Raw genomic sequence first — 17,899 nt, forward strand, 5'->3', positions numbered from 1 at the left:
GAGCGGGTGTCTCGGTTTACCCGTGCAGCCACAAACGACTATAATTGCGCGCTTCCTACCGGCCGGGAACCGCCATGCGCATTCTCCAGGAAGCTCTCACCTTCGACGACGTTTTGCTGGTGCCAGCGTATTCCGAAGTCCTGCCGCGCGACGTCGAACTCAAAACCCACCTCACCCGTCACATCACGCTCAATATTCCGCTGGTTTCAGCCGCCATGGACTCGGTTACCGAGGCGCGGCTGGCCATCGCCATGGCCCAGGAAGGCGGCATCGGCATCATCCACAAGAACATGACGCCCGAAGAGCAGGCGCGCCAGGTGCGCGCAGTGAAGAAATTCGAAAGCGGCGTGATCAAGGATCCGATTACGGTCACGCCCGACATGAGCGTGGGCGAGGTGCTGAAGCTCACCCACGCGCACAACATCTCCGGAGTGCCGGTGGTCGAGGGCGAACGCCTCGTGGGCATCGTCACCAGCCGCGATCTGCGCTTCGAGACGCGCTACAACGAAGTTATCGGCAGGATCATGACCGGCAAGGAACGCCTGGTGACCGTCAAAGAAGGTGCGGACAAGGAAGAGATTCTGGAAAAACTGCACAAACACCGCATCGAAAAGGTGCTGGTGGTGAACGACAAATACCAGCTGCGCGGCATGATCACCGTCAAGGATATCCAGAAGGCCCGTGATTATCCCAGCGCCTGCAAGGACGAGCATGGCCGGCTGCGCGTGGGCGCGGCGGTTGGCACCGGCGGCGACACGGACGTGCGCGTCGCGGCCCTGGTGGAGGCCGGCGTGGACGTGTTGGTGGTGGACACCTCGCACGGCCACAGCGTGGGTGTACTCAAGCGCGTGCGCGACATCAAGAAACGCCACAAGGACGTGCCGGTGATTGGCGGCAACATCGTCACCGCCGCGGCCGCCAAGGCGCTGGTGGATGCGGGTGCAGACGGCGTGAAGGTCGGCATCGGACCGGGCTCGATCTGCACCACGCGCATCGTCGCGGGCGTGGGCGTACCGCAGATCAGCGCGGTCGACAACGTGGCCAAGGCGCTCGCGAAGTCCGGCGTGCCGCTGATTGCCGACGGCGGCATCCGCTATTCGGGCGACGTCGCCAAGGCGCTCGCAGCCGGCGCCTACTCTGTGATGATCGGCGGGCTGTTTGCCGGCACCGAGGAGGCGCCGGGCGAAGTCGAGTTGTATCAGGGCCGTTCCTACAAGTCCTACCGCGGCATGGGCTCGCTCGGCGCCATGGCGCAGAAGCAGGGCTCGGCCGACCGCTACTTCCAGGACCCGACCGAGGAAATCGAAAAGCTGGTGCCCGAGGGCATCGAGGGGCGCGTGCCGTACAAGGGCCCGGTCACGGCCATCATTCACCAGCTCGTGGGCGGGCTGCGTTCGAGCATGGGTTATACCGGATGTCGCAACATTGATGAGATGCGCACCGCGCCGGAATTCGTACGCATTACCGGTGCCGGCATGCGCGAGAGCCACGTGCATGACGTGACCATTACCAAGGAAGCGCCCAATTATCGAACAGAGTGAGGAGTGAGGAAATGAAGCACATGCTGTCGTATTGAACAGATTTTTAGCTTGGTTGCTCTCAAATTAGAGCATCATTAACGCAGAGTTGAAATTTTGAAAATAGACGAACCCCTCACCCCTCACCCCTCACCCCTCACTTCTCGCGCGGCGGAACCGCGCGGGATTCATTCCGACCGCATCCTGATCCTGGATTTCGGTTCGCAGTGGACGCAGTTGGTTGCGCGCCGCGTGCGCGAGATCGGCGTGTACTGCGAAATCCGCGCACCGGACCTGGGCGCGCAGGCGCTGCGGGAATTTGCGCCGCGCGGTGTGATTCTCTCGGGCGGCCCGGAATCGGTGGTGGGCGAGGCGACGCCCAGGACTCCGCGTGCGGTGTTTGAGCTGGGCGTACCGGTGCTCGGCATCTGCTACGGCATGCAGGACATGGCGGCGCAGCTCGGCGGCAAAGTGCAGTCCGAAGCTCACCGCGAGTTCGGCGTGGAATTCATGACCGTCACCGCGCCCTCGCGCCTGCTGGATGGAATTGAAGACGAGCGTGACGGCCAGGGCCGCGCACGGCTGGAAGTGATGATGAATCACGGCGATTCCGTGACTGCGTTGCCAAAGGGCTTTGTGCGCACCGGTAATTCTCAGGACCAGGCCTGCGCCGCCATGGCCGACGATGCGCGCCATTTCTACGGCGTGCAGTTCCACCCGGAAGTCACGCAGACGCGCCAGGGCCTGGCGGTGCTGCAGCGTTTTGTACTCGAGCTGTGCGGCTGCCAGCCGCTGTGGAATCCCGCGCGCATCATCGAGGACAGCCTGCGCAGCGTGCGGGAGCAAGTCAGCAGCGACAGGGTATTGCTGGCGCTCTCCGGCGGCGTGGACTCCGCGGTGGTGGCGGCGTTGTTGCACCGGGCCATCGGTAAGCAGTTGACCTGCGTGTTCGTGGATACCGGCTTGTTGCGCGCCCACGAGGGCGACCAGGTGATGGACACCTTCGCGTGCCACCTGGGTGTGCGCGTGATCCGCGTGGACGCCGAGGCCCGTTTTCTGGCCGCACTGAAGGGCATTGCCGATCCGGAACAAAAGCGCAAGATTATTGGCAGACTGTTCATCGAAGTGTTCGAGGAGCAGGCCGCGAAGCTGAAAGACGTACGCTGGCTGGCTCAGGGCACCATTTATCCGGATGTCATCGAGTCGGCGGCCGCGAGTGGCAAGGCGCACGTCATCAAGTCCCACCACAATGTCGGCGGCCTGCCGGAGCGCATGCATCTCAAGCTGGTCGAGCCGCTGCGCGAACTTTTCAAGGACGAAGTGCGCAACATCGGCCTGGAGCTGGGGCTGCCGCGCGAGATGGTGCATCGCCACCCGTTTCCCGGTCCGGGCCTCGGCGTGCGTATCCTCGGCGAAGTCAAAAAGGAATATGCCGAACTCCTGCGGCGTGCGGATGCCATATATATGGAGGAGCTGCGCACGGCCGGGCTGTACGACTCAGTGAGCCAGGCGTTCGCGGTATTCCTGCCGGTGCGTTCGGTGGGCGTCATGGGCGATGGCCGGCGCTACGATTACGTGGTGGCGCTGCGCGCGGTGGAAACCGTGGATTTCATGTCGGCGCGCTGGGCACGGCTGCCCTACGATTTCCTGGAGCGCGTGTCGCGCCGCATCGTGAATGAAGTCAACGGAATTTCACGCGTGGTGTACGATGTCACCGGCAAACCACCGGCGACGATTGAGTGGGAATAGCCGTGCAACTGCCAGCGAGGAGATGTCTATGCACTTTGAATATAAGGTCATGCGTTTTGCGGGAAGAACTGCCAACCGACAGTTGGACACCGACAGCTTGGAACAGGATCTTAACAAGCTGGGTAATGAGGGCTGGGACCTCGTGAATGTGAGCATAATTGGAGCCGACACGCCGATTGCGGCCTACGCGGTACTCAAAAGGCCCAGGAACTGATGTCCGAAGCGGGTGACGCCGACCCTGCGCGGATGCGGGTGGCGTTGGAACTTGCGCGCCAGGCGCAACAGGCCGGCGAAGTGCCGGTCGGTGCGGTAGTCGTCAAGGATGGCGTGGTCATAGGCCGCGGCTGGAACCACCCCATCGGGGCACACGATCCCACGGCCCACGCTGAAATCGTGGCGCTGCGTGATGCGGCGCAGGCGCTCGGTAACTATCGGCTTGCGGACACCACGCTGTACGTGACGCTGGAACCCTGCGCCATGTGCGCCGGCGCCATGGTGCACGCCCGCGTGCAGCGACTGGTGTTCGGCGCCGCGGATCCGCGCGCGGGCGCCGCCGGCAGCGTATTCGACATCGCGCGTGCGCCGCCACTCAATCATCAGCTGCAAGTGACCGGCGGCGTATTGGCCGAGGAGTGCGGTGTACTGTTGAAACAATTTTTCGCGGGGCGGCGCTGAGCGCGCCGTTGCAGCGCGCAGGTCTTTTGTGGGAGCGGTGATATTCACCGCGATTATTGCGATCAGGATCGCGACGGGCCCGTCGCTCCCGTCATGGAATCAAACTGGCGGAGGGGGTGGGATTGCTCGCCCCATCCTTGGGGCTCGCCCTTCGGGCCCCGCTACGCGGGTCCAACAGTTCCATACAAATTTGTCGAACCCGGATGTTTGATTTCACGTGGGTTCGAATCCCGCGGTATTCCTATGTAGGCGCTTGATTTATAAAGTTGCAGCATCTCGCGAAAACATGGCGGAGGGGGTGGGATTCGAACCCACGTGGGGCGTTTAGCCCCCAACCGATTTCGAGTCGGTGCCGTTGTGACCGCTTCGGTACCCCTCCATAGGGGTGCGCATTTTACCTCAGACGGGACGCATTAATCCCGAATGGCGGCACACCGGACGCTCCGGTAGAATCAACCGTCGGCATTGCTCGCAGTAAGGTCAGCATGTCATCTGTACGCCACATTTACAAAGTTACGTTCATGAACCAGGGCAAGATCTACGAGATCTATGCCCGCAAGGTCAGCCAGGAAGGTTTCTGGGGATTCGTCGAGATCGAGCAACTGGTGTTCGGCGAGCGCGGCGGGGTGGTGCTGGACCCGGGCGAGGAAAAACTCAAGGACGAATTCGCCGGCGTGAAACGTACCTACGTTCCCATGCATGCGGTAGTGCGCATTGACGAAGTCGCGCGGGAAGGTACCGCCAAGATCATCGCCATCGAAGGCGGCTCCAACGTGACGCCGTTTCCGATGCCGGTGTACACCCCAGGAAGCACGCACAAGAAATGAGCCGACAGCGCTGCTACCAACGGTCGAGGCTGCATTAAGGTGCGCTTCGCACTGCTCGGCAGTGGCAGCCGCGGCAACGCCACGCTGGTCGAGGCGGACGGCACGCTCGTCATGGTGGATTGTGGATTTCCGCTCGTGGAAACCGAGGCGCGCCTGGCGCGTCTTGGCATTGCCGCGGACCGGATTGCGGCGTTGCTGATTACCCATGAACACGGCGATCACGCCAGCGGCGTGGCGCTGTTCGCGGCGCGCTATCAGGTGCCGGTCTGGTGTACGGCCGGCACGCGCGCGGCCTGCGGCAAGTTCGGTTTGCACCGTGCCGAGCTGTTCAGCCCGCAAACCTCATTTGCGCTCGGAGCATTGGAAGTGACGCCGATCACCGTGCCGCACGACGCCTGCGAGCCCACGCAATTCGTGTTCAGCGACGGCCGCCAGCGCCTGGGGCTGCTGACCGACACCGGCAGCATTACGCCGCACATCCGCGAGCGGCTTGCGGATTGTGCGGCGCTGATTCTGGAGTGCAACCACGACCGCGACATGCTGGAGCAGGGCCCGTATCCGGCCAAGCTGAAGCAGCGTGTGGGCGGGCGCTTTGGTCACTTGAGCAATGTGCAGGCCGCGGAGCTGCTGGCGCAACTGGAATGCGGGAATCTGCAGCACCTGGTGGCCGCGCACCTGAGCGAGAAGAACAACACGCCGCAACTGGCGCGTGCCGCGCTCGCAGATGTCCTCGACTGCGAGGCCGACTGGGTGCAGGTGGCAACCCAGGACGGCGGACTCGATTGGCGCGAATTGCACTAGGGAAATCTTGGTATTTCGTCACACCGGCGAAAGCCGGTGTCCAGGTTCTTGAAAAGACTGGATTCCGGCTCCCCGCCTGCGCGAGGACAGGTTTCGCCGGAATGACGGCAAACGGTTTATTCAGGGCCTTCTCAAATTGAAACTGGAGAGCTCGGCGTTCATCCGGTAAAATACGCACCCGTACCTGTCCCAGGACCAAGCATGCTGCAGTTCCGTGGTGGCCCGGCGCTTTCCGAGTTCCGCCTCCAGAAACTGCTTGTCAACCTGCGCACGCATCTCCCGGCGCTGAACGCGCTCGCGGCGGAATTCCACTACTTTATTGATGTCAGCCGTGCGCTCGAAGCCAAGGACGAGCGCACGCTGCGCGCGCTGCTGGCCGATGGATTGGCAATCGCGGCCGAGCTGCCACCGGGCTCGCCGCTGGTCTGCGTGCCGCGCTTCGGCACGGTCTCGCCCTGGTCCAGCAAGGCCACCGACATCGCGCACAACTGCGGACTCAACCACGTGCGGCGCATCGAGCGCGGCGTGGTGTTTTACCTTCAGCACTCCGGCAATGGCTTGCGACCTGCGGATATAGTGCAGGCGGCGCACTTGTTGCACGATCGCATGACGCAGACGCTGGTCATGCACCCGGACGAGGCTGAGGGATTGTTTCGTGCGGCGACACCCGCCGTGCTCAAGAACGTGGACATTCTGCGCGGCGGCCGCCAAGCCCTGGAAGAGGCAAATCGCGCGGCCGGCTTCGCGCTTTCGGACGATGAGCTTGATTATCTCGTCGAGAATTTCCGCAAGCTCAAGCGCAATCCCACGGATGCGGAGCTCATGATGTTCGCGCAGGTGAATTCCGAGCATTGCCGCCACAAAATTTTCCGCGGCGAGTGGATCATTGACGGCCAGGCCCAGCCGTACTCACTTTTCGACCTGATCCGCGCCACGCACACGCACAATCCAGCAGGCGTGCTTTCCGCTTACCGCGACAATTCCGCGGTCATCGCCGGTGGCCCGGGCGGTCGTTGGTTCCCGCGTCCGGCGGACAAGGTGTACGCGCGCCATGTGGAGCCGGTGCACATCCTCATGAAAGTCGAGACCCACAATCACCCGACCGCGATCTCGCCGTTCCCGGGAGCGGCCACCGGCGCGGGCGGTGAAATCCGCGACGAGGGCGCCACTGGGCGTGGCGCCAAACCCAAGGCCGGGCTCACCGGTTTCTCGGTTTCCAATTTGCACATTCACGGATACGCACAGCCGTGGGAAGAAGATCACGGCAAGCCGGCGCACATGGCATCGGCGCTCGACATCATGCTCGATGGACCGATCGGTGCGGCGTCGTTCAACAATGAATTCGGCCGGCCGGCGCTGCTCGGATATTTCCGCACCTACGAGCAGCAGGTTGCCGGGCAACTGCGCGGCTATCACAAACCCATCATGATCGCAGGTGGCGTAGGCAACGTGCGTGCGATGCACGTGGACAAGGCCGAATTGCCGGCGGGCGCGAAAATCATCGTGCTCGGCGGGCCGGCCATGAAGATCGGCCTGGGCGGAGGCGCGGCCTCGAGTCTCGCCGGCGGCGCGGGTCTCGAGGAACTGGATTTCGCCTCGGTGCAGCGCGGCAATCCCGAAATCCAGCGGCGCGCACAGGAAGTCATTGACGCCTGCTGGGCGCTCGGCGATGCCAATCCCCTGCTCTCCATCCACGACGTCGGTGCCGGCGGCCTGTCGAATGCCGTGCCGGAAATCCTGGATGCCAGCTGCCGCGGCGGTGCCCTGGAATTGCGCCAGGTGCCGAACGACGATCCCGGCATGTCGCCCATGGAAATCTGGTGCAACGAAGCGCAGGAGCGTTACGTGCTGGCGGTTGCGCCGGAGCGGTTAGCGGAATTCGAGGCGCTGTGTGAGCGCGAACGCTGTCCGTTTGCGGTGATTGGCGCAGCCACCGGCGATGGCCGCCTGCAGGTGACGGATGCGCATTTCCACAATCATCCGGTGGACATGCCCATGGAGTTATTGCTTGGCAAGCCTCCCAAGATGCAGCGCGACGTAACGCGCGTTGCTGCCGTCTCGGATTCATTCGACACATCGAATATTGATTTACACGAAGCCGCGTTGCGTGTGCTGCGCCTGCCGGCCGTAGCCGACAAGGGATTCCTCGTCACCATCGGCGACCGCAGTGTCGGCGGTCTGGTGTGCCGCGATCCGATGGTCGGTCCCTGGCAGGTGCCGGTGAGCGACGTGGCGGTGACCGCCGCAGGTTATGACGGCTATCGCGGCGAGGCCATGGCCATGGGCGAGCGCACGCCGGCGGCGGTGCTCAACGCACCCGCTTCGGGACGCATGGCGGTGACCGAAGCGCTCACCAACATCGCGGCTGCGGATGTCGGCGAACTACGGCGGGTGCGCCTGTCCGCGAACTGGATGGCCGCCTGCGGACAGCCGGGTGAGGACGCCGCGCTCTACGACACCGTCAAAGCGGTGAGCGAGCTGTGCGTCGCGCTAAATATCGCAATTCCGGTGGGCAAGGATTCGCTGTCCATGCAAGTGCAATGGGAGCAGGGCGGCGAGCGCCGCAGAGTGATTTCGCCGGTGTCGCTCATCGTATCGGCGTTCGCACCGGCCAACGATGTGCGCCGCACGCTCACGCCGCAGCTGCTCCTGGATACCGGCGACACGCGCCTGTTGCTGGTGGATCTGCGCAGCGGCCGCTATCGTCTCGGCGGCTCCTGTCTGGCCCAGGTTTACGGGAAGACGGGCGGGGCGGTGCCTGACCTGGACAGCGTGAAAGTATTGCAGGGGTTCTTTGCCGCCATCCAGGAACTGAATACTGCCGGGCGGCTGTTGGCGTATCACGACCGCTCTGACGGCGGCCTGTTCGTGACGCTCTGCGAAATGGCGTTTGCGGCGCATTGCGGATTCGAGGTGGAAATTCCCGCCGGCGACAACACCGCTTTGGAATTCATGTTTGCCGAAGAAGCCGGTGCGGTTGTGCAAGTGCGCGCGGAGGATGTTGTATTGGCGCAGCGCACTCTGGCCGCGCAGGGCGTGGTCAACACTTTGGTGCTTGGCGCACCGCGATCCGACAACCACCTGCGGTTCAAGCGCGACGGTCAGGTACTGCTGGAAGGCGAACGCCAGGGTTTCCAGCGTGCCTGGAGTGAAACCAGTTTTCACATGCAGCAGTTGCGCGACAATCCGCAGGGCGCGCATCAGGAATTCGATGCCAAGCTCCACGATGATCCCGGACTGCATGCGCGCCTGGGTTTCGATGCGGACGAGGATGTGGCCGCGCCCTTTATCTCCAAGGGATTACGCCCGCGGGTCGCGGTGCTGCGCGAGCAGGGCGTCAACGGTCAGGCTGAAATGGCCGCGGCATTCGATCGCGCGGGATTTGCCGCGGTGGACGTGCACATGACCGACATCATTGCCGGGCGCGTGAGCCTCAGGGATTACAGTGGCATCGTCGCCTGCGGCGGCTTTTCCTACGGCGACGTGCTGGGCGCCGGTCAGGGCTGGGCCAAGACCATCCAGTTCAACCCGCGCGCACGCGCAGAGTTCGCGGAGTTTTTCGCCCGCAACGACAGCTTCGGTCTGGGCGTGTGCAACGGCTGCCAGATGATGGCCGCGCTCGGCGACCTGATTCCCGGCACCGCGGGCTGGCCGCGCTTCGTGCGCAACGCTTCGGAGCAATTCGAGGGACGCCTGAGCCTGGTGGAAATCCCGCCGTCTTTGTCGCTGTTCTTCAAGGGCATGGAGGGTTCCGTGCTGCCGATCGTGGTGGCCCACGGCGAAGGCCGCGCGCAGTTCAACCGGTCAGACGGGGCGCAGCAGTTGCTTGCCAGCGGCCGCGTGGCGCTGCGTTTCGTGGACAATCACGAGCGCGTCACGGAAAACTATCCGGCCAATCCCAACGGCTCGCCGCTCGGCATCGCCGGCATCATCAACACCGACGGGCGTTTCACCCTGCTGATGCCGCATCCGGAACGCGTGGTGCGCAGCGTACAGCTGTCCTGGCATCCGCGTGAGTGGAACGAGCACTCACCTTGGCTGCGCATGTTCCGCAACGCACGCGCCTGGGTGGGCTAGATCAGAAGAAGAATCGTGACCTGTTACCTATAAGGTGGGCGTGGGATCGCAACTATGAAAAAAAAGCTTAACTTGTTGCTTTATGCCAGTCTTATTTTGTTGGCTACACGAATCTGCTTTGCAGACTCACTGATAAGCACTGAACCCCAAACGCTCAGCTTTATTCTGAATAATCTTGTACCCGTAGGGACGTATGTAAACGATATGCCTTGGGGTGTAACAATTTATAAAGTTGGAGAGTCGGGCGACTGTTACGGTTTTAATACAGCTTGTCCTAAGGAATGGCTGTACATCGGCATATCAGAGATATTACTCGGTCCGCGTCAAAACTTGTATAAGCTCGCGGGGTCATACGGCTGGCAAGTAAAATCAGTTCATTACAGATCGGACATGGATAAACCGGATGGCTGCATTGATATAAAACTAGTGGAGAAGGATGCTGATAGAAAATTCAAGAAATGGTCTTATTTGCCTAGAGAAATTTGTATCAACCTGTACCATGCAACCGTTCTACGTTGACAATAACTCAAGGAATAATAGTGGAGAGACTGAACGCCCCCTATCCGTTGGATCACCATGAACCGCCGGCCGGGATGAACCCCTGCGAGAGCATGCGGAACTCATCCCGGATGCGCTGTTCGGGCCTCCGTTCCGGCCGGCTTCCAAGAGATAGGTCATTCCCCAAGACCGGGGGAGGGGTTGTCCCGATTCCACCTCCACCACCAATATCCCCATATAAAGCAAGGGGGTTACGGGTGTGAAAGTCCAATATGTTGGACATTACGATATGATTCGATTAGGCTTATATATCGGCTAGCGGGGGTACCGTCATGGCAGTCCATTCCCAGAGCATGTTGATTCAGGGCCCCTCGATTCAAGAGGTGGGCAGGCTGGTCCGCGAGCGTCGTCAGGCGCTGGGTCTGCGGCAGGTTGATGTTGCTGATCGCGCGGGACTGAGCCGTTCGAGGCTCCTGGATCTCGAGAACGACAAGCCGGTTGAGGGCTTGAGTTTTTACAACCTCAGTGCTCTGTTGGCGGTACTGGGTCTGCAGTTGGCAATCATGGCCCCGCACGATGCCTCTGAGGTGGCGGCGCACAATCGTAATGCTATCCGCGTGTCCGTGGGTATGAAGCTCAGCGTACCCTCCATTGGGTAACCGGTGAACGAACGGACTTCCTTGGGGCTTCCCGAGGTCGCGGACCTCCTCGACCAATCTCCCCGCACACGCAAAGCCATTTTGGTGGGTGGTCAAGCACTCAATGTGCTTGCAGTTCACTACGGCCTGGATGCGATCGCCACGGCGGTCAGCAACGATATCGACTTCTTCGGGAACGCGGCCCTGGCACGCGAAGCGGGCAAGGCCTGGGGTGGCCGTACCCGCAAAGCGGCTATGGACGATCACACGCCCAATTCCGCCTTGATACTGGTCAACATTCACGGGCAGACCCATCAGATAGATTTCATGTCGCAGATACTTGGCGTGCAAGCGAACGAGCTGGAACGCTGGGCCGCCACTGTAGAAGCGGCTGGAAAGAATTTCCTTGTCATGCATCCGCTGCATGTATTGCAGTCGCAGTTGGAAAACGTGTACGGAGTCCTGAATCGTCGTCGTATGGGTCCGCGAGCAGTCCGTCGTACCGGACTCGCCATCAGAGTGGCCGAACGCAGCATACGGGAATACCTCGAGGGCGGTGACCTCCGCGCTGCATTGAAAGCCGCCGAACGTGTGGGCGAAATCGCTGCGACCAAGGCAGGATTGCACGCTTGGCATGCCGACAGACTGGATCTGTTGGCGGCCATACCGTCACACAGGAAATGGCCGGAGGAATTCCTGGAAAAACGCTTGCCGCAGATTCGAGATATGCTGTCAAAGCTGCGCGAAGATTACGCGCGCAGGCGGATACGCAAATCGTAGCAGACTAATTTCCGAAGCGGGCTGCGACGACATTAGCCACTGTGGACTGACCCTGTTATCCCCCGGCTCAAAAAGAACCACCCGCCGGGATGAACCCCTGCGAGAGCATGCGGAACTCATCCCGGATGCGCTGTTCGTGATTACGACCCGGGCGGCTGGCGGCAAAGAAACAACTGTCCTGCGGGCGGCAAAATGTGCCTTGCGCATTCTCCACAACCGCGAGTTTCACCCGCTGGCTTTGTTCGCCCATAACCTCGGAGCCGCCATCCGGTACCCCGGGCGTGACATTCCGCAGGCTGATCCGGAATGAATGACAGACATGGCTGCCGGTCACCATTGAGCAGTTGCCGGCCGCTTTCGAGTCGGGATCCGCGCTGAATACAAATTCGAGATTGACCTGCGGCATGACGATTTTGCCGTTGATCCGCACCGGTTGGAATTGCCAGTTCTCGAGAGCCGCGCGCGCGGTGGAGGCCAGGATCGCCGGGCCGGAAATCATTTGCGTGCGGATATCGGCGACTTGGCCGCTGGCGCCGACACGGAACGAAACCTGTACCGTGCCGCCGAGACCGTCGCGCAGCGCTGCATACGGATACTCCGGTTGCGGCAGTGGATGTGGCGCCACTACGGTAATGGCGGGAGCGGCCGGCACAGAAACCGCCGCAAGCTGCATTGGCAGCGCGGTGGCCAGCGGCGTGACCGATTGCGACGACAGCGCTATGGCTGACGCAAAAGCAAATTGAACGCCTGACGCAGATGGTGCGATCCGTGTGGGGGGAAGTACCACGCGCAGTGCTGAATCCTTGAGAGCGACGACTTGCAGATTCCTGACGACAGGTACGGGTGCACCCGCAACCGCCATTGGACGAGCCACAGCGGATGTGTGCATGACAATGTGCTCGGCTGTGCGCTGCGGATGGACCAGTAACGCGGTGGCTGACACTGCAGCGAGCAGCGCCAGCAGCGCCGTCCACACCGGCAGCCGACCGATAGGTTCGATGCGGTACGCGATCCGGTAGGCGCGATGCCACAGCGCACCGCCGCTCGCGGCCAGCGCGGCCGAAGCGTGCAGGCGGTGCTGCGCAAGTTCCGCCAGCGCTTTGATGTAGCTCAGGCGATCGCCGCAGGTCTGCATGACGGCGTCATCGCAGCAGAACTCACGCTCGTTGCGTGCGTCCCGGGAAATCCAGTGCACCACCGGATGATAGAACAGCAGGGCTTCCACCATGATCTGCAGCAGATTGAAAAGATAATCGTGACGGCGGATGTGCGCGAGCTCATGCGCGAGAATCATTTCCGCCTGCCGCCAATCCAGCCCGATTACAGCGCTGGGTGGAATCAGGATCACCGGCTTGAGCCAGCCGATGACCAACGGCGCCTGAACGCGCGCGGAGGCGAGCAACTGAATTGCCCGCTGCATCCGCATTTTCTCCTGCAGTGCATTGAGTAACGCCTGCCAGGGGTGTGGCGCTGAAATCATCACGGGACGCAGCTTTGCCGCTTGCGTCCAGCCCCAGCACGCACGTGCGCCCATGCACGCTACGCCGGCAAGCCAAAACCAAACCACCCACGACAAATACGGGATTGCCTGTTGAACCGGCGGTACTGCCAGTCCTAAGGGCGCGCTGGCAGCAGACATCACGAGCACCTGGGTTGGCAGCGCCAGGCGGGCACCGGTGTTGTCCACATGCGAGCCGCCCAGCCACAAGAATGTGCACAGAGGCAACAGCATCAGCACCAGCAGGGTTCCGAGCGCCAGCAGATAGCGCGTCTGCGGTGTCGCGTTACGCAGCGCGCACCGCACGCCCAGATACACCAACCCTACGAGTGCGCCCTGCCACAGAAAGTGGATCAGGCTCCAGGCAATATGCGCAAGCACCACGGATTCCGCCGGCGCGCCCATGCTTATGCCTTCTCCAGTTCGTCAATCAGTTCGCGGATGCGCGCCAGCTCCGCGGGGTTCGCGTGCCGACCCGAGCCCAGCGCCTGCACCACGAGATCTGCGACCGAGCCGCCGAAGGCACGCTGCGTGAGCTTGCTCAGCAGTTGCCGCTGGGTGTGCTCGCGGCTGGCGGTGGGTTGGTAAACATGCGCGCGCGCGGAGTCGTCGCGTTCCAGCAGACCCTTGGCGTGCATGATCTGCATGAGTTTGAGTACGGTGGTGTAGCCCACGCGGTTATGTTCCAGAATCCGGGCGTGCACATCGCCGACCGTACTCGGGCCGCGTTTCCAGAGCACATTGAGGATTTCAAGTTCGGCATCCGTGGGGTGATTGGGCCGGGCACGGCGCGGGGACATGAGCTTCTCCTCTCCGGAGTGTATGGCCACGGGCGGTCGCGCCGTGGACTGAGTCCAAGTATAGCCCGGAATCCGATGCTTTTCGTAGTACTTGCCGGTTGATATCGCAGCCGGCCAAGATCGTGACGTTTGCGCGTATCAGCGTGAGCGGCCGGTGTTGTGTCGCCGGGCGGAATGCTGACCGTGGCTGCGCGAGCCGGGTCGGCTGTGCCAGCCGGATTCATGGTTGCGTGCGGGCTGCGGACGGTGTTTGTGCTGTGCGGTGCGGTTGTCCGGTTCCGGCTTGGCGGTAGCCGGGTTCGGTTTGAAACCTTCGGCGGTGGCGCGCGGCAGTTCCTGCTTCAACAGGCGCTCGATGTCCTTGAGCAAGCCGCGTTCATCGGACGACACCAGCGAAATAGCCTCACCGGAATTGCCGGCGCGGGCGGTACGGCCGATACGGTGCACGTAATCCTCGGGCACGTTCGGTAGCTCGTAGTTCACCACATGCGGTAACTGGTCAATGTCCAGACCGCGGGCGGCGATGTCGGTGGCTACCAGCGTGCGCACGCGTCCCTGTTTGAAATCCGCCAGCGCGCGAGTGCGCGCGGCTTGACTCTTGTTACCGTGGATGGCGACGGCCTCGATGCCGTCCTGCTGCAACTGTATGCACAGGCGGTTGGCGCCGTGTTTGGTGCGAGTGAATACCAGCACCTGCCGCCAGTTGCCGGAGCCGATCAGCCAGGAGAGCAACGCGCGCTTCGCGCCCTTGTCGCAGACATACACCCGTTGGGTGACGCGCTCGACGGTGCTGTTGCGCGGCGCCACATCAATAATCTCCGGGTTCTTGAGAAGTCCGGCGGCGAGTTTGCGGATGTCATCGGAAAAAGTGGCGGAGAACAGCAGGTTCTGGCGCTGCCTCGGCAAGAGCGCGAGGATGCGACGGATATCGCGGATGAAGCCCATGTCCAGCATACGGTCGGCTTCGTCCAGCACCAGGATCTCCACGCACGAGAGGTCAATGGTTTTCTGTTGCGCGTGGTCCAGCAGCCGGCCGGGTGTGGCCACCACGATGTCGGCGCCGCGGCGCAGCTTTTCGATCTGCGGATTGATATTGACGCCGCCAAAAATGACCGCGGTGGTGAACGGCAGGTACTTGCCGTAAGTCTGCACGCTCTCGCCCACTTGGGCGGCGAGTTCGCGGGTGGGCGTGAGCACCAGCACGCGCGGCGTGCGGGAACGCTGCGGATGTTTCTGGAGGTGCTGCAATAGCGGCAGGGTAAAACCGGCGGTTTTGCCAGTGCCGGTCTGGGCGGCGGCCTGAAGATCACGGCCCGCCAGCACCACGGGGATGGCGCGAGCCTGCACAGGCGTGGGTTCGGCGTAGCCCTGATCGCTCACGGCACGCAATAACTCGGCCGACAGGCCGAGGGAAGAAAATGACATAGATACTCCTGGAGCCGCCTGCTGGCGCATAAGCGCCATGCCGGTCCAGGCAGTGAATTGTTTTAAGGGGATCGGGGAATACGCTGTAAAGGTAGGCCGCGATGGGCTTGCGGGACAGCAGACCGGAGCGCGTCACCTCAAACTCGGGGCGCATTGTACAGGAGCCGCGGCGATTTACCTAAGAGCGTCTAACAAAATGTGCGATGGTTATCACCCGGCACAGTTTAAATCCCCCCGCTTTCGAACTTCGCAATCCTGCTTTGTCCGAAAGTCCAGGGCCGCCGTCCGTGGCGGCCCGCTCGGAGCTTCGCTCCTCGCCCCCTTTGCAAAGGGGGGAGCGCGCTTTGCGCGCGGGGGGATTTGTCACGAATGGCCATTTTGTTAAGTGTTCCAAGGAAGCGCTACTGATTTATTCCGTTTTCGTCATGCCGGCAGATCCCGGCTTTCGTTGGGAGGCATCCGGTGAGTTCAGCCAGCCGATGCCGTTCTGGTCCGAAACAGTGGCCATATCCACTTTTGAAGTACGTGATCCAGCGACAACTTGCCGGGGCCAAAGCACACGATAGCAAGCAGCATCAGGCCCCAGACCTTGTGGTCGGTGAAGTCACTGCCCCAGAAACCATGCCACAGTCCGTGTGGCCAGAGTGCCGGATAGGAAATCACCGCAATGATGTTGTACACGAACAGGAACAGCGCAGTGAGTCGGCCGAGCAGGCCGAAACCCAGGAACCAGGGCGTGATCAATTCGATGGCGGTACCGAGATAAGCCGCGGCGACTGCGGGTAGCAAGGGTACGTGATAGACATATTGGAACAGCGAGATGGTGCTCTGCATGTCACTCACTTTCGCGACCCCGGCGCGCCAGAAATCCACCGCCACCCACAGGCGGAACAGGAGCAGGCTCACGGGCGCGAGCCATTCAAGGCCGCGGACGGTTTTCGAATAACCGCGGCAAATGCGTTTGCAGGCGTTCTGCATGTTGGTCCCCAAGTGGTTAGTGGTTTGAAAGGCCGGTGATGAGTCCGGTCTGCACCAGCCAGCGCAGGCCGGTGATGAGATCGAAACCCGGTTCGGCGGTCAGCGCATCGGCATGAGCGCTGGCCAGGGTTTCGCCGGTCAGAAGCGCGCCGATGAATTCGCTTTGTCCATGAACCAGCGGCTGCATGGCAAGTTGGCACTCCTCGCGCCATATCAACGCCGTCTGACCCGTACCGGACAGGTTCAGGCGCTCGGGTGCGGTCTGTTGGCAGAACAGCCAGATATCAAAGATGGGGTGAGCGGACACGACCAGCCGCACGCTCGGATGCAGCGTAGTCTTCAATTCCGCAAAGCCGGCTTCCGGCAGGTCCGCGAGTGCCGCGGGATTCAGCGGTTCGGCGTCGGCGGCCAGATAACTTTCCTGCCGCGCCCACTCCAGCCGCGCCACATCCGGCAGGTACGCGAGGCCTGCGGCCTCCGGCATGTGTGCCAGAAAGGCAGGAAAAGCGCCGCCGTAATCCTGCAGATTGCCGCTGGCAGAGCCGTTAGCGTGCAGATAACGCGCCGCCGCGGTCTCGAAGAAATCCTCGCCCACGAGTTTCAGAACCGCGGGATAAGCCGTGCGCAGCGCCGCCGCGTGATTGTTGCGCACCAGGTTGCGGTAAATCTGCACGCGGGCGTCCGCCCCGAGGCCGTTGCCGGCGATCCAATCAGCGGGCACGGCATCCGCGCTGCCCAGCAGGGCGTCGGCGAAGCGTCGTTGCAGTTCAGGCAGCGAGGGCGCGGCGTTCACGCATCAATCCTTCCGCTTTCGCGGCTTCGGCCTGCAAGACTTCCAGCTCCGGGATGTCCTGGTCCCATTCGATGAGCGTCGCCACCGCCCCCACGTGGGCGAGCGCCTCACGGTACAGCGCCCACACCTCGTCAGACACCGGCCGGCTGTGAGTGTCAATCAACAAGGGTGCGCCCAGTCCCGGCTTGGCGGTGAAACCGGCCAGATGGATTTCCCTGACAGCCGCCGCGGGAATGGCGTGAATGTACGCGTGCGGATCAAAACCGTGATTCACGCTGTTCACGTGAATATTGTTCACGTCAAGCAATAAACCGCAGCCGGAACGCCGGCTCAGTCCGGCCACGAATTCACATTCCGGAATCGTGGAATGCGTGAAACTCAGATAAGTGGAAACATTCTCCATGAGCAATTCGCGGCCGAGATATTCCTGGGCGCGGGACACGTGTTCCACCATGAGGTCCAGGGCTTCCTCGGTGTACGGCAGCGGCAGGAGATCATTGAGATGGCGCGGGCCGACGGCTCCCCAGCACAGATGCTCGGATACCAGCGCCGGTTGCACGTGCTGCACCAGGGTTTTGAGTTTCGCCAAGTGTTCTTGGTGCAAGCGGTCACTGCTGCCGAGCGACAAGCCCACACCGTGCAGGCTCAGCGGGTAGTCGCGGCGCACATCTTGCAACATGTGCAGCATTTCGCCGCCGGCGCAGAAGAAATTCTCGCTGTGGACTTCGAACCAGGGCACGGGCGGACGCTCGGCGAGCACCCGCCGGAAATGCGGAGGGCGAAGACCGATCCCGGCCTGCGTCGGGACCGGTCTTGCCTGAAACGCCGGTTGGTTGGACACCG

General features: G+C 62.2%; 15 protein-coding genes and 1 tRNA gene. 9 read left to right on the forward strand and 7 right to left on the reverse strand.

Features of this window, described 5'->3' with window-relative positions; all coding sequences use genetic code 11:
* Positions 1 to 74 precede the first annotated feature (74 nt).
* The 3 genes from guaB to tadA all read left to right on the forward strand — a co-directional run bounded on the left by guaB (position 75) and on the right by tadA (position 3,941).
* Complete coding sequence (gene guaB / locus VJR90_03265; GenBank protein ID HKV96496.1) at positions 75 to 1,541, forward strand: IMP dehydrogenase; 1,467 nt, start codon at positions 75 to 77, stop codon at positions 1,539 to 1,541.
* A gap of 162 nt (positions 1,542 to 1,703) precedes the next feature.
* Positions 1,704 to 3,266, forward strand: a complete 1,563-nt coding sequence (gene guaA / locus VJR90_03270) for a glutamine-hydrolyzing GMP synthase (GenBank protein ID HKV96497.1) — start codon at positions 1,704 to 1,706, stop codon at positions 3,264 to 3,266.
* Between the two features lie 213 nt (positions 3,267 to 3,479).
* Positions 3,480 to 3,941 (forward strand): tRNA adenosine(34) deaminase TadA, encoded by a 462-nt coding sequence (tadA, locus tag VJR90_03275; GenBank protein ID HKV96498.1) that lies wholly within the window; start codon positions 3,480 to 3,482, stop codon positions 3,939 to 3,941.
* 287 nt (positions 3,942 to 4,228) lie between these two features.
* On the opposite strand, the gene VJR90_03280 is transcribed toward tadA, so the two are convergent.
* Positions 4,229 to 4,320: transfer RNA gene (locus VJR90_03280), tRNA-Ser, on the reverse strand.
* Positions 4,321 to 4,426: 106 nt separating this feature from the next.
* Between VJR90_03280 and VJR90_03285 the strand changes: the two genes are divergently transcribed.
* From VJR90_03285 to VJR90_03310, 6 genes are all read left to right on the forward strand, one after another.
* Positions 4,427 to 4,768 carry a DUF1820 family protein gene (locus tag VJR90_03285; protein ID HKV96499.1) on the forward strand — a complete coding sequence of 114 codons (342 nt, stop codon included), beginning with the start codon at positions 4,427 to 4,429 and terminating at the stop codon, positions 4,766 to 4,768.
* A gap of 39 nt (positions 4,769 to 4,807) precedes the next feature.
* Positions 4,808 to 5,569 carry an MBL fold metallo-hydrolase gene (locus tag VJR90_03290; protein HKV96500.1) on the forward strand — a complete coding sequence of 254 codons (762 nt, stop codon included), beginning with the start codon at positions 4,808 to 4,810 and terminating at the stop codon, positions 5,567 to 5,569.
* Positions 5,570 to 5,770: 201 nt separating this feature from the next.
* Positions 5,771 to 9,646 carry a phosphoribosylformylglycinamidine synthase gene (purL, locus tag VJR90_03295; protein ID HKV96501.1) on the forward strand — a complete coding sequence of 1,292 codons (3,876 nt, stop codon included), beginning with the start codon at positions 5,771 to 5,773 and terminating at the stop codon, positions 9,644 to 9,646.
* A 54-nt stretch (positions 9,647 to 9,700) separates the two neighbouring features.
* Complete coding sequence (locus VJR90_03300; GenBank protein HKV96502.1) at positions 9,701 to 10,165, forward strand: hypothetical protein; 465 nt, start codon at positions 9,701 to 9,703, stop codon at positions 10,163 to 10,165.
* Positions 10,166 to 10,476: 311 nt separating this feature from the next.
* Positions 10,477 to 10,803, forward strand: coding sequence for a helix-turn-helix domain-containing protein (locus VJR90_03305; protein HKV96503.1), 327 nt, complete (start codon positions 10,477 to 10,479; stop codon positions 10,801 to 10,803).
* A 3-nt stretch (positions 10,804 to 10,806) separates the two neighbouring features.
* On the forward strand, positions 10,807 to 11,562 hold the full coding sequence (locus VJR90_03310; GenBank protein ID HKV96504.1) for a hypothetical protein: 756 nt from the start codon (positions 10,807 to 10,809) through the stop codon (positions 11,560 to 11,562).
* A 67-nt stretch (positions 11,563 to 11,629) separates the two neighbouring features.
* Here the strand turns inward: VJR90_03310 and VJR90_03315 are convergent, their stop codons facing one another.
* The 6 genes from VJR90_03315 to VJR90_03340 all read right to left on the reverse strand — a co-directional run bounded on the left by VJR90_03315 (position 11,630) and on the right by VJR90_03340 (position 17,897).
* A complete protein-coding gene (locus tag VJR90_03315; GenBank protein ID HKV96505.1) occupies positions 11,630 to 13,465 on the reverse strand; it encodes a M56 family metallopeptidase in 1,836 nt (611 codons plus the stop codon).
* A gap of 2 nt (positions 13,466 to 13,467) precedes the next feature.
* Positions 13,468 to 13,860, reverse strand: a complete 393-nt coding sequence (locus VJR90_03320; protein ID HKV96506.1) for a BlaI/MecI/CopY family transcriptional regulator — start codon at positions 13,858 to 13,860, stop codon at positions 13,468 to 13,470.
* 138 nt (positions 13,861 to 13,998) lie between these two features.
* Positions 13,999 to 15,285: a DEAD/DEAH box helicase gene (locus tag VJR90_03325; protein ID HKV96507.1), complete on the reverse strand. Its 1,287-nt coding sequence runs from the start codon at positions 15,283 to 15,285 to the stop codon at positions 13,999 to 14,001.
* Positions 15,286 to 15,753: 468 nt separating this feature from the next.
* The gene (locus VJR90_03330; protein HKV96508.1) at positions 15,754 to 16,191 is read right to left on the reverse strand and encodes a DoxX family protein; all 438 of its coding nucleotides are present in this window, start codon (positions 16,189 to 16,191) and stop codon (positions 15,754 to 15,756) included.
* 88 nt (positions 16,192 to 16,279) lie between these two features.
* Positions 16,280 to 17,056, reverse strand: a complete 777-nt coding sequence (locus tag VJR90_03335) for a DNA-binding domain-containing protein (protein ID HKV96509.1) — start codon at positions 17,054 to 17,056, stop codon at positions 16,280 to 16,282.
* Complete coding sequence (locus VJR90_03340) at positions 17,031 to 17,897, reverse strand: DUF692 domain-containing protein (GenBank protein HKV96510.1); 867 nt, start codon at positions 17,895 to 17,897, stop codon at positions 17,031 to 17,033. The genes VJR90_03335 and VJR90_03340 overlap by 26 nt, the downstream gene beginning before the upstream one ends.
* Positions 17,898 to 17,899: the final 2 nt, after the last annotated feature.

This window comes from Gammaproteobacteria bacterium (genome assembly GCA_035279405.1).
Taxonomy (GTDB): domain Bacteria; phylum Pseudomonadota; class Gammaproteobacteria; order Natronospirales; family REEB76; genus REEB76.